General features: G+C 61.5%; 12 protein-coding genes. 3 read left to right on the top strand and 9 right to left on the bottom strand.

The genetic code is table 11. The features are described from left to right. Positions 1-147: 147 nt before the first annotated feature. Together ACSQ20_RS19670 and ACSQ20_RS19665 are read left to right on the top strand one after the other, a co-directional pair. Positions 148-3,183, top strand: coding sequence for an ATP-binding protein (locus ACSQ20_RS19670; RefSeq protein ID WP_436023384.1), 3,036 nt, complete (start codon positions 148-150; stop codon positions 3,181-3,183). A gap of 44 nt (positions 3,184-3,227) precedes the next feature. After that, the gene (locus ACSQ20_RS19665) at positions 3,228-4,298 is read left to right on the top strand and encodes a response regulator (RefSeq protein ID WP_436023382.1); all 1,071 of its coding nucleotides are present in this window, start codon (positions 3,228-3,230) and stop codon (positions 4,296-4,298) included. Between the two features lie 43 nt (positions 4,299-4,341). On the opposite strand, the gene ACSQ20_RS19660 is transcribed toward ACSQ20_RS19665, so the two are convergent. The 9 genes from ACSQ20_RS19660 to ACSQ20_RS19620 form a co-directional block, all read right to left on the bottom strand. Then, entirely contained in the window at positions 4,342-4,626 is a 285-nt protein-coding gene (locus tag ACSQ20_RS19660) for an H-NS histone family protein (protein ID WP_436025755.1), read from the bottom strand. Between the two features lie 269 nt (positions 4,627-4,895). Continuing rightward, complete coding sequence (locus ACSQ20_RS19655; protein WP_436023380.1) at positions 4,896-6,293, bottom strand: aspartate aminotransferase family protein; 1,398 nt, start codon at positions 6,291-6,293, stop codon at positions 4,896-4,898. Positions 6,294-6,324: 31 nt separating this feature from the next. Then, positions 6,325-7,839, bottom strand: coding sequence for an NAD-dependent succinate-semialdehyde dehydrogenase (locus ACSQ20_RS19650; RefSeq protein WP_436023378.1), 1,515 nt, complete (start codon positions 7,837-7,839; stop codon positions 6,325-6,327). A 128-nt stretch (positions 7,840-7,967) separates the two neighbouring features. Next, positions 7,968-8,456 carry an Lrp/AsnC family transcriptional regulator gene (locus ACSQ20_RS19645; protein ID WP_436025753.1) on the bottom strand — a complete coding sequence of 163 codons (489 nt, stop codon included), beginning with the start codon at positions 8,454-8,456 and terminating at the stop codon, positions 7,968-7,970. A gap of 18 nt (positions 8,457-8,474) precedes the next feature. Then, positions 8,475-9,509, bottom strand: a complete 1,035-nt coding sequence (doeB, locus tag ACSQ20_RS19640) for a N(2)-acetyl-L-2,4-diaminobutanoate deacetylase DoeB (protein WP_436023376.1) — start codon at positions 9,507-9,509, stop codon at positions 8,475-8,477. 6 nt (positions 9,510-9,515) lie between these two features. Further along, positions 9,516-10,730 carry an ectoine hydrolase DoeA gene (doeA, locus tag ACSQ20_RS19635; protein WP_436023374.1) on the bottom strand — a complete coding sequence of 405 codons (1,215 nt, stop codon included), beginning with the start codon at positions 10,728-10,730 and terminating at the stop codon, positions 9,516-9,518. A 40-nt stretch (positions 10,731-10,770) separates the two neighbouring features. Continuing rightward, positions 10,771-11,763, bottom strand: a complete 993-nt coding sequence (locus ACSQ20_RS19630; protein ID WP_436023372.1) for a cyclodeaminase — start codon at positions 11,761-11,763, stop codon at positions 10,771-10,773. After that, a complete protein-coding gene (eutB, locus tag ACSQ20_RS19625) occupies positions 11,760-12,785 on the bottom strand; it encodes a hydroxyectoine utilization dehydratase EutB (protein WP_436023370.1) in 1,026 nt (341 codons plus the stop codon). The genes ACSQ20_RS19630 and eutB overlap by 4 nt, the downstream gene beginning before the upstream one ends. Positions 12,786-12,922: 137 nt before the next feature. After that, the gene (locus ACSQ20_RS19620) at positions 12,923-14,323 is read right to left on the bottom strand and encodes a PLP-dependent aminotransferase family protein (protein ID WP_436023368.1); all 1,401 of its coding nucleotides are present in this window, start codon (positions 14,321-14,323) and stop codon (positions 12,923-12,925) included. Positions 14,324-14,557: 234 nt separating this feature from the next. Here ACSQ20_RS19620 and ehuB point away from each other — a divergent pair, with 234 nt between their 5' ends. After that, positions 14,558-15,430, top strand: coding sequence for an ectoine/hydroxyectoine ABC transporter substrate-binding protein EhuB (gene ehuB, locus ACSQ20_RS19615; RefSeq protein ID WP_436023366.1), 873 nt, complete (start codon positions 14,558-14,560; stop codon positions 15,428-15,430). The last annotated feature ends 54 nt before the right edge of the window (positions 15,431-15,484 follow it).

The following is a 15,484-nucleotide window of genomic DNA, read 5'->3' as shown; positions in this document are numbered from 1 at the left end:
AAGGGCAATCCCTACTCGGCGCAAACGTTTGGGTGCAGGCGATATCAACTTTCTCTTGCTCCCGCCGTTAATAAAAATACAGTGCCGCCGAATATCGGGCGCAATGAGCCGAATGGCCCTAATTTCCGAGGTGTTTTTTCGAGTCAGATGATGGATGCCACGACCGATGCGCAAGCTGACGCGTCGCCCGTCCCGTCGCCCGGCAAGCGGCCTGCGGCGCGTTGGAGGCGCGCAGGAAATCTGCGGCTGCAGAGCCTTCTGCTGATCGCAACGCTATGGCTCGCCCTCGGCGCGTTGACGATGTGGGACGAGCACGTCGAAATGAACAATGCGCGCGTGGGTGCCACTGCACTTGCCGACGCGCTCAGCGCGCACACTGTGCGCGTCATACGCGAAGCCGAGCAGGTTGCCGCGCTCGTGTCCTGGCAGGTGCAAAACGACGGGGTATCGATTCCACTGGCCTATTACGTCAGTTCGGGGCTTTTAAAGCTCGACGTCTTCGTTCAGGTGGCCGTCATCGATGCGCAGGGCTATCTGCGTGCGTCGACCATCCCGAATTTCAAGCCGATCGATCTTTCCGATCGAGCGCATTACAAAGTTCACCGCGACAATCCGAGCACCGCGCTCACAATTGGCCGACCACTCATTGGGCGCGCGAGCAAAAAACCATCGCTGCAGCTTTCGCAACGCATCAACAGTCTCGACGGGCGCTTTCTCGGCGTCGTCGTGGTGTCTGTCGATCCCTCCTATTTCACGGAGCTTTATAACGGCTTGCGAATCGGCAAACAGGGCATCGTGAGCGTTGTCGGCACGCGCGACTTCGTTATCCGGGCGCTGCGCGCCGGACAAAACAACTCCGTCGGAGCCGCGCTACCGCCGGGTGACGCGCTACGGCGTGCCCTGTCGCACGCATCGACTGGTACGCTGCGCACTCCGTCGTTCGTGACAGGGCTCGATAGTGTCGTCAGCTATCAAACGCTCGCGGGCTATCCGCTTGCCGTCACCGTCGGCTATTCGACGCAGGAATTTCTCGCGCCCTGGCGCATGCGCAGCGCGTTCTTGCTATGCGCCGCCATCTTGCTGTCGTTGCTCATCATGCTCGCCGACCGCCGCACGCACATGCTGGTCGAAAGCCTCGCGGCCGCGAACTTGCGCGAAATGGCCAAGGCCGAGCAACTCGAGCAGGCCCGCTCCGATGCAGAAGCCGCCTCGCGCGCCAAGAGCGCGTTCCTTGCCACGATGAGCCACGAAATCCGTACGCCGATGAATGGCGTGATTGGCATGAGCGAAGTCCTGGCGCGCTCGACGCTGACCATCGACCAGAAAGAGATGGTCTTTACTATCCGGGACTGCGCGTCGGCACTGTTGCAGATCATCGACGACATCCTCGACTTTTCGAAGATCGAAGCCGGCAAACTGCAAATCGAATCGGTGCCAATTGCCATCGAGGAAATCGTCGACGGGCTCACATCCTCGCTGGCGACCGTTGCCGATGCGCGCGGCGTCGCGCTGCGCACTTATGTTTCTCCGCGCTTGCCCGCGCTGGTGATGTCCGACGATACGCGCTTAAGGGAGATTCTGTACAACCTGGTCGGCAATGCGATCAAGTTCTCCGGTAGCCGGCAAGATGTGCCGGGACGTGTTTCGGTCAGAGTCGAACCGGGTGAAGAGAACGCATCGACGATCCGTTTCGAAATTGCCGACAACGGCATCGGCATGGCGCCCGATACACTCGCGACGCTCTTTCGCCCCTTCAACCAGGCTGAAGCATCGACGACGCGCCGCTTTGGCGGCACCGGTCTCGGTCTCGCGATTTGCCGTCGCCTTGTGACGATGATGGACGGCGAGGTGTCGGTGGCAAGCGAACTCGGCAAGGGTTCGACGTTTACGGTCAGCCTGCCGCTGCAAGCGGTGCCGGACGCCGCGCCGCGCGTATTGCCCGATCTTTCGGGGCTCTCGTGCGTCGTCGCGCAATCGGCTGATTTCGATGCTCACGATCTGGCCGACTACCTGCGCAGTGCGGCCGCGGATGTTGCCATCGCGCACGACGCCGAGGAGGCGGACCGTCAGCTCGCGCATGCGGTAGGCCAAGCCGTGCTGATATGCGGCGAAGACCGGCGCTATGCGGCCGGCGCGTGCCCGGCGGGCCGGGTCACCATCACGCCGGCTCGCGGCCTGATGCTGCATTCGGAAACCGATGGAAGCGTGTCGATCGGCGCCCAGGCGCTGCGCCGTCGCGCGTTGCTCGACGCAGTCGCGCTCGCCGCCGGCAAAGCCGTGCTGCCGGCCGGTACGTCGGGCGACGAGCACGGAGCTGCGACGTTTCGCGTGGCGCAGAGCGGTGCCCATGGCCCGAAGATTCTCGTTGCTGAGGACGACCAGATCAATCGCAAAGTGATTTCGCGTCAACTCGAGTTGCTGGGCTATGTGGCCGATATGGCGAACGATGGCGACGAAGCGCTCAAGATGTGGCAGAACAAACCCTACGGGCTCGTCCTCACCGACCTTCATATGCCAAACCGCGACGGCTATGAACTCGCGCAAGCCATTCGCGAAGAAGAGTTGCGTACGCAACGCAAGCGTGTGCCCGTCGTCGCGTTGACCGCGAACGCTATTCACGGCGAAGCAAGCCGAGCCAAGGCATTCGGCATCGACGACTATCTGACCAAACCACTGAAGCTTGCGTTGCTGCAGCAGGCGCTCGAACATTGGATTGCGACGGTGCATATCGCTGCCGACGTCGAGCTCGGCGCCGTCGAGAGCCCGACCCCAAGCCCCACGCAACTTGTGCCGCCAGGCAACCGGAAGCCGATGACGGACCCCGAGCGCATCATCGATCTCGAGGTGCTGCGCGCCATCGTAGGCGACGATCAGGAAACGGTGCTCGCGTTGCTGGGCGAATACGTGGAATGTTCGGCAAGCCTGGCCGTGCAATTGCGTACCTGTTTGAACGAAGGCCGCACGCACGAGGCAGCGGCGATTGCGCACAAGCTCAAGTCGTCATCGCGTTCGATCGGCGCGCTCGCACTCGGCGAGCTCTGTGCGCGCATCGAGAGCGATGCGAAGGAAGGCGTCGAAATGTCTTGTACCGAACTGAGCGCGCAGTTCGACGCGGCCTACAGTGAGGCCGTCGAAGCCGCGCGGATTCTGTCGCAGGCCTTGCCGGCAAGCCGAACGGGCTGAGCCTGCAAACCTTGGGGCCACCTGCGCGCGCAATGCGCCAACAGGTGAGCCCGTTGAAAGACGATCCGTCAATACTGATTGCAGCCGAAACCGAAGCGAGCGCCCGCCGCGTTGCGCGTCTCGTCGAGGACGAATTCCGCTGTGTGCGCATTTCGACCCGTACAGAGTGCATTGTTTCGGACTTCGAAGCATTTCGCCCCGTCGTCGTCGTGCTTGCTTTCGATAGATTCGACGCAGCCACGCGCTACTGCGACCGGCTCTATGGCGCGAGCCGGCTAATTCATGCGATACCGCACAGAACGATCGTTCTATGCGCGGCAGACGAATTACGACGCGTCTACGATTCATGCAAGCGCGGCGTGTTCGACGATTACGTGTTGTTTTGGCCAACCACGAACGACGGGCCGCGCCTTGCAATGGCCGTGCACCATGCGCTGCACAGGCTCTCCAAAAGCTCGCCCGATGCGGTGAGCGCCGGCCAATTGGCAGCGCATGCGCGACATATCGCGAGCTTGGAGCCAACGCTCGCCGAACTCGCGCGGCGATTCGCGTGCGAAGTCGACCGTACGGGCGCGGTAGCCGCCACCGCGCAACATGAGGCCGGCGACGCGTGTGCCCGCCCGTTTCGACGTTTGGGGGAATCGGTGGACGCGCTTTGCCACGCCGCCCAAGCGCTGGCGGTGGCGCTTGGGCCGCAACTGCGCGCAGCGCGGGCGATGGGCGAACTCGCGCAACGGGTGCGGCCCGCTGTGCTTGTAGTCGATGACGATGCGTTTCAGCGTTCGCTTCTCGCGCGATTGCTCGACGGCACAAAGGTCGATCTGAGTTGCGCCACGAGCGGTGCACAAGCGTTCGGCGCAATCTGGAATCGCCGCCCGGACCTCGTGCTGATGGATATCGATCTGCCCGATGTGACCGGCATGGAATTGACGCGACGGTTAAAGTCGGTGCGCCCGCTCGCGCACATCCCCGTCATTATGGTGACAGGACACAGCGAACGGACCGTGGTAATGGAAAGCTTGCGAGCCGGAGCAGCCGATTTCATGGTGAAACCGTTTCGCCGCGCGACACTGCTGCAAAAACTCGAGGCGTTTTTGCCTGGCGCAATCCTATAAGAACCGGGATGCGCCACGTTTTATTTGCTTGGCGAAAATCCCATTAGCTCTTGATGCGAAACTCCTCGGGATCTTTGCCTTTGAGCCAGCGCGGGTGCGGACCGCGGCCACCCCAAGTTTCGCCCGTCTCCGGGTTACGGAACTGTGGCGCGCGGTTCGGCGCCTTGCCTTTGCGCCGCACGCCGAACACATCTTCGGGGGTGAATCCAAACGTTGCGATGGTTTCGCGGATCTGATTAAGCGCATATTGTGCTTCAACCTGACGCGCATTTTCGATTTCCGCGTCCAACTCCTGCTTTTTCGCGAGTAATTCTTTATAGGTCGCCACGGACAAATTCCTCCAATTTCGTGAGCTTAAACGGATCGAATTTTAGCGGCGCCTGCGGTCGCTGTGGAACGATGAGCGCAAAATTTCTCAATTTGCCGGCACTCGCTGTCACTTTCCACAACTTGGCGAAGCAGTGCTGCCGTCTTCCGTCAGTCGAGGACGGAGGATAAAACGAAAGAAAACAAAAAAAACCGCCAGCCTCCGTCTTGCGGCAAGGAGACTAGCGGGGCGCTGCGAGATTTCAGTGAGATTTTGCGGTAGCCGGCGAATCAAGCGGTAGCGGTCGCTCCGGCGACTTCCGTCGCTACTTCATCGACCGCCTCACGCGCCAAGCGTATGATTTCGTCCACATCGGCACGCGTGGTAACGAGCGGCGGCGCGAAACCGAGGATGTCGCCATGTGGCATCGCACGCGCGATCAACCCGCGTCGCAACGCCGCGGCCGACACACGAGGCCCGATCTTGAGCCCGGCATCGAATGGCTGGCGCTCGTCCTTGTCTGCCATGAACTCGAGCGCAGCAAGCATACCCGCTCCGCGTACTTCACCAACCAGCGGATGAGAGTCGAAGGTCGCATGCAACTGCGCGAGCAAATATGCACCAGTCTGTGCGGCGTTCTCGGGAATGCGCTCGCGCTCGAGAATATCGAGGTTCGCCAGTGCCGCAGCTGCGCAAATCGGATGGCCCGAGTAGGTCCAGCCGTGCCCCATTGCGCCGAATTCCTGTGAAGCCTTGCCGATCACATCCCACACCCGTTCGCTTACGATCACCCCGGAAAGCGGGGCGTAAGCGCTCGTCAATCCCTTGGCGACCGTGATCAAATCGGGCTGAATGCCGTAATGCTGCGATCCCATTTTCGAGCCGAGGCGACCGAAGCCGCATACCACTTCATCGGCAATCAGCAGGATGTCGTGCTTTTTCAACACTTGCTGGACTGCGGGCCAATAGCCGGCAGGCGGCGGCAGAATGCCACCCGTTCCCATTACGGGTTCGCCGATGAATGCGGCGATGGTGTCCGCACCCTCGCGAGCGATCAGCTTCTCGAGCTCTTCAACGCAATAGGCGACGAACTGCGCTTCGCTCATGCCGACCGGCGCCTTGCGGTACCAGTGCGGACACACGGTGTGCTTGACCCGCTCGATCGGTAAATCGAAGTATTGATGAAAGCTCGGCAGACCGGTCAGACTTCCGGTGACGATGCCCGAGCCGTGATAGCCGCGTTCGCGCGAGATGATCTTCTTCTTGTTCGGACGGCCCAGAACGTTGTTGTAGTACCAGACGAGCTTGATCTGCGTTTCGTTGGCATCTGAGCCGGACATGCCGTAATAGACCTTCTTCATGCCATCGGGCGACCAGTCGATGATGCGCGACGATAGCTCGATGATGGTGTCCGTCGAATGGCCCACATACGTGTGATAGTAAGCGAGCTTTTTCGCCTGCTCGTAGATGGCATCGGCCACTTCGGTCCGGCCATAGCCGATGTTGACGCAGTAGAGACCGGCAAACGCGTCGAGGTACGAGCGGCCCTCGTGATCCTCAATGCGGATACCGCTCGCCCCTGTCACGATGCGTCCAGGCAGCAAGCCGCTCGCGTGGTCATGGGCATGCGTCGACGGATGCATGAAATGGGCGCGATCCGCCGCAAAAAGACGCTCGAGTTCGGTCATGAGTTTCTCCGTATAGATAAAGTCGATTAAATCAGCGCGCCGCCACAGCAGCAGCAACCCGTTCAGGCGATACAGCATCGGTTGTCGGCAAGCCGAGTTGGCCGAGGCAAAAATATTTGGTCTCGACGAAAGGTTCGAAGCCCTCCGCGCCCCCTTCACGACCAAGACCGGAGGCCTTCATTCCGCCAAATGGAATCGGCGCGCCCGTGAATTTCACGCCGTTGACCGAGACCATCGCGAAATCGAGCCGGCGAATCAGTTGGAAAATGGTGTTGAGGTTCGTTGCGCAGACGTATGCGGCGAGGCCGTATTCGGTATCGTTCGCACTCCTAATGACTTCGTCGAGCGAATCGAACGGTGAAACGGCCGAGATCGGTGCGAAATTCTCTTCGTCGTACACGCGCATGCCGGGAGCGGCGTCAGCAATAACGGTGGGCTCGAAGAACCAGCCGCCCAGTGCGTGAGGCGAGCCGCCGACGGTAATGCGTGCACCGGCCTCGCGCGCGTCGGCCACGCGCTCGATCGTCGCGTCGAACGCCGCCTGATGCATCAGCGGGCCAATATCGACATCGGCCTCGAACGCAGGACCGACCTTCAGCGCACGAACGGCATTGCTGTATCGGTCGACGAACGCACCATATAGTTCGCGCGCAACAAAAATGCGATTGGCCGCGCAGCAATCCTGGCCGGACGTTTGAAACTTGGCGGCCACCGCGACTTGCACGGCCTGCTCGAGATCCGCATCGGCCGTGACGATGAACGGCGCATTACCGCCCAGCTCCAGTGCGACCTTCTTGATACCAGCATGCGCGGCAGCACGTGTCACGAGTGCACCCACACGTGTGGATCCGGTAAAGCTCACCGCGCGCACACGCGGGTCGCCCACCAGCGTTTGCATCGCCAGGTTCGGGTCGCCGAGCACGACGTTGAACACCCCGCGTGGAAAGCCGGCTTCCTCAGCCAATTGCGCAAGCGCAAGCGCGGAAAAAGGTGTTTCATGAGCCGGTTTGACCACTACTGTGCAACCGGCTCCAAGCGCAGCCGCGGCCTTGCGCGTGATCATCGCAACCGGAAAATTCCACGGCGTGATAAGCGCCGCCACGCCGACCGGTTCGATGATCGTCCCCGGATGTGCGCCATCGATATGGCTCGGCACATTGCGCCCTGAAAGGCGCTTTGCCTCATGGGCGAACCAGTCGATAAAGCTGGCTGCGTATGCAATCTCGCCGCGCGCTTCTTTAAGCGGCTTGCCTTGCTCGAGCGACAAGATCGCGGCGAGATCGTCGCGATGACGCAAGACGAGTTCGTGCCAGCGCGACAACATCGCGGCGCGCTGATTGACGGGCGTCCAACGCCAACTTTCGAACGCACGCTGCGCCGCAATGACCGCGCTTTCGATTTGCGAGCGGGTGAGCATCGGCACATGGCCCAGCACGCTCTGGTCCGCCGGATTGACGACGGCGACGGTCTCGGTGTTATCGCTATGCACCCACCGTCCGTCGATATAGCAAAGCGACTTCATCAGTACGGGATGACCCAGCAACATGGAAGGCTCCTTCGTTTGTCGATCCATGTCTGTCACTTTAGCGGCCGTTGCGGCGCGACATTTTCGGTTTCGTGCGGCTGCGAGCCAATTTTTTTCTGTTCGAAGCACTGCTCACACGACTTTTTCGTTCATCCGCCTTCGTCGCCCTGCCCGACCCACGACGGCACATCTGCCGGATAACGCTTCACCACCTTCGTCACGATGTACGTAAAGTAGCGTTCAATGCCAAGCTCATCAGCCAGCAGCGAATCGATGAAGCGCTGATAGTGATCGATATCGCGCGACGCCACGTGCATCACGTAATCGACGCCGCCGCCCGTCGCATAACACTGCTCGACCTCGGGCGCCGCCGCCACGCGTTGCTCGAAACGCCCCATATCCTGAGCCGTATGTCGCGCGAGCGCGATTTCGACGATGATTCGGCTGCCCTTGAACGCGGCAGTCCAATCGACGTCGGCGCGATAACCGCGAATCAGACCGCTTTCTTCGAGCCGCCGCACGCGCTCCCACGCCGGCGAGATCGACAAGTTCACTTCCTCGGCCAGCCGCGACTTCGTGATGCGGCCGTCGCGCGCCAAAATACGCAAGATGGCAAGGTCGTATCGGTCCAGCTTGATCGCGTTCATGGCACGGGGTCAAGCGCTCGCGCAGCCCGCGGCTATTCCGCGTTCGACCACATCGGCTACCACCGCGATCGTGTCTCCGACTTGCACGAGGCCCGGAAAATGCCGCGCGGCGAGCAAGCCGCTGCGACGTGCCCGGTATTCGCGCGGCCGCGCACCGGTGCGCGTCGCATCGTGAATACGCGCGAGCAGCTCTCCTGCTTCGACACTCTGTCCGAGGTCCTTGCACATTTCGAGCAAGCCATCGTGCTCGCTCGTCGTGTAGCAATCGCCATCGGGCATATCGAGCAGCGTGGTCGTACGCGCACCGTTGTGTCCGTTGCCGGCCGATGCACAGATGCCGGCATTGACCAGAAAACCGCGCAGACCCCGCTCGGCAACGCCGACACTGGCTGCGCTCGCGCTTCCGCCACCGCCGAGCTCGGTGGTCACGAACACTTTTCCCGCCGCTTCCGCGGCAGTATCGAAAAGCCCCACGCTATCCAGTTCGAGCATCCGCATCGAATACGGCGCGCCGAACGCGCGCATCGCGGCATCGGCACGCGCTTGCTGCTGCGCGTCGGCCAGCACGTGGATTGCCGCAAACGGCACGAAATCGAGCGTTTTGCCGCCGGCATGGATGTCGAGCACGTAATCGGCCAGCGGCAGCAAATAACGTTGAACGTAGTCAGCAATTTTCTCGGTGACCGTGCCGTCGGGCCGCCCCGGAAAACTGCGGTTCAAATTGCCCTGATCGATCGGCGACGTTCGGCTGCCCGCGCGGAACGCCGGGTAGTTCATGAACGGCACGATGATCACGCGGCCCGTGACATCGCTGGCCTTCAGCGTCGACGCCAGTTTCGAAAGTGCAATCGGCCCTTCATACTCGTCACCATGATTGCCCCCCGTGACCAATGCGGTGGGCCCATCGCCGCGTTTGATCACGGTGATCGGAATCATCACGGCGCCCCACGCTGACGCATCGTGCGAATACGGCAGCTTCAAGAATCCATGCTGCTCGCCCGGCGCGTCGAAATCGATCGTCGGCTGAATCGGAGAAGCTCGCATCGTGCATCACTCCTTCACGAAAAGCCGCCGCGGTGTATTACAAAAAGGCTCGACGCCCGTCTCGGTAATCAAAATGCTTTCGGTGATCTCGAGGCCCCAATCGTCGAGCCAGAGCCCCGGCATGAAGTGAAACGTCATGCCGGGTTGGAGAACGGTCTTGTCCCCCGGGCGCAGGCTCATCGTGCGCTCGCCCCAGTCGGGCGGATAGCTCGCACCAATCGGATAGCCGCAACGACTGTTTTTCTCGATGCCGAATTTACTTAGGACTGCGAAGAATGCATTGGCGATGTCTTCGCAGGTGTTGCCGGGTTTCGCGGCGGCAAGACCTGCCTCGATTCCCTCCACGACGGCACGTTCCCCCTCGATGAAATGCTTTGGTGGTTTGCCGAGATACACCGTGCGCGAGAGCGGGCAGTGATAGCGCTTGTAGCAGCCGGCGATTTCGAAGAACGTGCCGGCGTTTGCGGCGAACGGTGTGTCGTCCCAGGTCAAGTGCGGCGCTGCGGCATCGGCCCCCGTCGGCAACAGCGGCACAATGGCAGGATAGTCGCCGCCATATTCGCCGGTGCCCGTGATGCCGGCCGCCGAAATCTCGGCGACCAGATCGTTTTTGCGCATACCTGGCTCGATTCGCTCGACGATATGCGCATGCATTTTTTCGACGATGCGCGCCGCGATACGCATGTACTCGATTTCGCGCGGCGATTTGACGGCGCGCCGCCAATTGACGAGCCCTGTCGCGTCGACCCACTTCGCTTGCGGCAGATTGCGCACGAGCGAAACGTAGGCCGCCGCGCTGAAGTAATAGTTGTCGAGTTCGACACCGATGCGCACGCCGCTCCAGCCACGCGCCTCGATGACCTCGCGCGCGAGGTATTCCATCGGGTGACGCTCGGGCGACTGCACATAATGATCAGGATAACCAACGATCTGGGCGTGCTCCATGAACACGGTCCGCTTTGCACCATTCGCATCTTGCCCGCGCCCGAACCAGAGCGGTTCGCCGTCGAGCGCCAGCAATACACACTGATGCACGTAAAACGACCAGCCGTCGTAGCCCGTTAGCCAGGCCATGTTGCTCGGGTCCGTCACGATGAGCAAATCGATGCCCGCGCCTTGCATCGCGCGACGCGTCTTCGCAATGCGCGCATCGTATTCGGCGCGTTCGAAAGGCAAGTGCACGGTCGGCGTCGTCAAACGCACGGGGACGGGTTGCTGCATGATGTTTTCCGCCATCTTTTTCCTCTCGGATCAACTAGACTCATTCGTTGCAAAACGTCGTGCCGGCACCCGCGGCGCGCACCCTTTCCAGCGCGAGCGCCGCGATCGCCGTGTCCTGCGCGCCGGTGCCGGTTAAATCGCAAATCGTCACGTCGTTTGCGCTCGTACGTCCCGGCATCTTCCCGGCAATGACTTCCCCCAGTTCGGCAAACGCCGCATCGTGCGCCACCACGCCGCTTTCGATCGCATGGTGCCATTCGCCGAGCACGCGCGTCTGGCTCAGGCGATCGCAGATATAACGTGCCGCTGCGAGCGCTGCCGGAGCAATTTCGTTCTTGTGTTCGGCGTCCGATCCCATCGCGGTGATATGCAGGCCAGCGTGCAAATCCGCCGCGTGTACAAGTGGCTCGCGGCTTGGTGTCGTGGTAATCGCGATGTCCGCTGCAGCTAACGCGCCATGCACGTCGTGCGCCACGTCGCATTGAATGCCCAGCGTATCGCGCACGTTGAGCGCGAATGCCTCGGCCGCCGGCTGACTACGTGCCCACACCGTCGCTGCGTTGATCGAGCGAACGATGGCAAGTGCTTGCAGTTGCAACCGCGCCTGCTCGCCCGCGCCGATCACCGCAACGCGGCTCGCATTGCTGCGCGCGAGCCAGCGCGCCGCAACAGCACCTGCCGCGGCCGTGCGCACGGCCGTCAGGTAACCGTTATCGAGCAAGACCGCCTCGGTCAAACCAGTCTTCGCACTCAGCACGAGCATCAAGCCATTCAAGCTCGGCAAGCCCAGTGCCGGGTTATCGAAAAACCCCGGGCTTACCTTGATCGCAAAGCTATCGAAGCGCGGCAAATAGGCGGTCTTGACGTCGACCTCGCCATGATGCTGCGGCAAATCCAGCCGCAAAATCGGCGGCATGGCAACGGCCTCGGTCGCAAGCGAAGCAAAGGCCGCTTCGACTTGATCGATCGCTGCGAGGTCGAGTGGAACGAGCCGGCGAAGCGTCGCTTCGCCGACGATGGAAATGGCGTTCATGGCAAGTCCGCTCCGGGTTCCGCATCGGTCGCGGCTGCGGCAAGCAGCAAGCGTCGATGCAGGTTCATATCGATGTTGGCCCCGCTCACTACGATGACGATGGGGCCGGACGCGCTATCGCTTGCCTCGTTGCTCCCGCTTGCGAGCCCACCTTCGAGCACCGCCGCGATTCCAACCGCCGCGGCGCCCTCGATCACCAAGCGCTCTTGCTGATAGGCGTGGACGACAGCTCGCGTGATCGCGTCTTCGTCGACGAGCAAGGCATCGTCGATCAACGCTTGCGTCATCGCGAACGTATAGCGGTTGCCGAGGCCAATGCCACCGCCCAGCGAATCGGCGAGCGTATCGAGCTCATCCACGAGCACGGGCTTGCCCGCTGCCAGGCTGGCATGCATTGCGGCGCCGCGGCGCATCGTGACCCCCGTGAGGCGCACCTGTGCGGAGCATTGCTTGGCCGCAAGCGCCACGCCGGAGAACAATCCTCCGCCCGAAAGCGGCACGACGATATGCGCAACGTCAGGCAGCGCCTCCACGATTTCCAGGCCGATCGTGGCTTGCCCGGTGATCACCGCGGGGTCGTCAAACGGCGGCACATAGGCGAGGCCCGCTTCGCGTGCAAGACGCTGCGCTTCGACCTCGGCGTCATCCTGACTCTTGCCGACGATGCGCACTTGCGCACCGAGCGCGCGCACAGCATCCACCTTGTTTTGCGGAACGAGCGCGGAAAGACAGACGACCGCTTCCATGCCGAAGCCGCGCGCCGCATGCGCGATGGCGCGGCCATGATTGCCGGTCGAAGCGGTGACAACGCCCTTCGCACCCTGCCCGGCCAATTGCGCCAGCGCGTTCGTCGCGCCGCGAATCTTGAAGCTGCCCGTCGGCTGCAGGGTTTCGAGCTTGAAATAAACCGGTACGCCAGCCACCCGGGAAAGCGCGGCAGAGGCGATCAGCGGCGTGCGAACGACGCGCCCCTCGATCCGCTGGCGAGCGCGGTAGACATCGGCTAAAGACAAAGCGGACATAGGCGGGCGCGTTGATACAGCGTTTCAGTGCTGCCCAGTCTAATGTCCTGCAAAAAGGAATCCGATTGTCCTAGTTCATTTCGTTCGCACTGCTTAACGATTCACGTGAGCGATTCACGCGGTTCGCGTTGCATCGGTCAATCGAGCGGATGCACTTGCGGATACTGCTCGAACACCTCGCGCACCGTTTCGAGTGCCTGTGCGAAAACCGCGTCGGTGACCTCGGCGCCCACGCACAGGCGCACCGCATTGGGCCGGCTTTCAACCCCGCGCACAAGAAACGGATCGGGCGACGTCACGGCGATGTCGCGCTTGCGCAGCGCCCGCACGAGATGGTCGGCCTGCCAATGATCGGGCACACGCAGCCATACCGAAAGCGCATGCGGATGACTTCCCTGAATGTAGGGACCGAGAATCTGCGTCACCAGCGCCTGGCGTCGCGCCAGGCATTCGCGCTGCAGTGCAACCAGATGCGCGGCTGTGCCATCGTCGATCCAGCGCGTGGCGACCTCCGCCATCGGCGACGTCGCCATCCAGCTCGACACGCGCAGCGTGCTTTCGGTGCGCAGCGCCAGCCTGCGCGGCGTGGTGAGGTACCCGATACGCAGCCCGGCAAGCACCGATTTCGTCATGCTCGTGCAATAGAACGACAGCTCCGGGATCATGCTCGAGATCGGCGGGATCGGCTTGACCGGCAGCGGACCGTAGACGTCGTCCTCGACGACATGCACGCCATAGCGCTCGGCGATGCGCGCAATTGCTCGACGACGCGATTCGGGCATCAGCGCCACGGTCGGATTATTGAGTGTCGGCGTGCAGACGAGTGCCGTCACACGCTCGTTATCGCAAAGCTCTTCGAAATGCTCCGGATGAATGCCAAACTCATCGATTTCGAGCCCTTTGAGCGTAAACCCCAATACGTTCGCAGAACCGATCACGCCGTGATCGGTCAGACTTTCGCAAACGACGGTGTCGCCCGGTCTAACGAGCGAAGCAAGCGCAAGGAAGATGCCATGGGCTGCCCCGTTGGTGACGAGCAGCGTATCGGCCGAAGCTCGCATACCGAGCCGCTCGAGCCAGGCCGCGCCTGCGCGTCGATGATGCTCGAAGCCGGCGATCGGTCGAAACGCGCGAATCCACGGTTGGTCCTCGATCTTCGCGAGTTCAGCGCACACGTTGCGCCAACTGGCGTCGTGCTCGGGCGTATGAATGATCCGTGCGATGGAAAAATCGATGACAGACCGCTCGGCCGTATCGAGCATGTAGCTCGCCATCTTTTCCGTCACCCGCGGGGCGACGAAACTGCCGCGCCCGACTTCGCAACGAATCAAGCCTTGACGCTCGAGTTCCTTGTACGCGTTCGTGACCGTCTGCACGCTGATCTGCAATTCGGCGGCGACATCGCGCTGCGGCGGCAAGCGCGTGCCGGGCCGCAGCACGGCGCCCTCGATATCGCCTGCAATCGCTTTCACGAGCCGCTTGTATTTGGATTCAGCGCCATGAACTGTCCGTACTGCACTGCGCCATTCGTCGATCACGCTCGGTCTCCCTTCTGCGAATTTCAGATTCGGATTTATCGGATTTACCCATGGTGCGACACAACCGCCAGACAGAATTATTGTCCTAGAGCAATCGCGATAAAAAAATGGCTTTGTATCCTGCGTTCAGAACAGGGTTTCACGACATTGCATCGGCCATTGCCCGATGCAGCCCTGTCCGATCAGGCCGGCGCCCGCCGAATCAGACGCACCAACCCAATGCACGGGAATGTCATGAAAACCACTCGATTCAGTCAATTGTCAGGAATGCTCGTCGCCTGCGGCATTGCCGCAGCCGGTTTTGCCATGCACATTTCGGGCGCATCGGCCCAAACCGAAACGACGCTGCAACGTATTCAGCGTACCGGTGAAATCCGCATCGGCTATGCGAACGAAGCGCCATTCGCGTATACCCAGCCCGACGGCAAAGTGACCGGTGAATCGCCGGAAATCGCGAAAAAGATTTTTGCCAAGCTCGGTGTGAAGAAGGTCGATGCGGTCTTGACCGAGTGGGGCTCGCTGATTCCGGGCCTCCGCGCGGGCCGCTTCGACGTGATTGCCGCAGGCATGTACATCACGCCGGAACGATGCAAGCAGGTCGCATTCGCCGATCCGCAATACCAGATTCAAGACACGTTGCTGGTGCTCAAGGGCAACCCAAAGAAATTGCATAGCTATGGCGATATCGCCAAATTGCCCGATGCGAAACTCGCCGTGATGGCCGGCACCGCCGAAATCAAATACGCGCGGGACGAAGGCATCAAGGACGCGCAATTGCAACAAGTGCCGGACACCACTTCCCAATTGCAGGCCGTGCGCGCACGGCGTGTCGATGCGGCCGTCGGCACTGGCCTCACGATGAAAGCGCTGGCAAAAAAAGATGCCGAGCAAGTCGAGGTAACCAGTCAGTTCACGGATGACCCGAAGCATACTGGCTATGGCGCGCTCGCTTTCCGTCAAGACGATGCCGACCTGCGCGCCGCGGTCAATAAAGCATTGCACGCCTGGCTCGGCACCCCGGACCATCTACAGACCGTCGCACCGTTCGGCTTCGACAAGGCCAACCTGACGACGAAAACGGCGGATGAAATCTGCAGCGGCAAGTAAGCTCGCATTTCACTCAGCACCGATCCGGCCGAGGCTCGAAGCGGCCAATGCCGG

Origin of the sequence: Trinickia sp. LjRoot230, assembly GCF_964253315.1 — a bacterium.
GTDB lineage: Bacteria > Pseudomonadota > Gammaproteobacteria > Burkholderiales > Burkholderiaceae > Trinickia.
The sequence above is the reverse complement of the archived record's forward strand: the minus strand, read 5'-3'. Positions and strand labels throughout refer to the sequence as shown.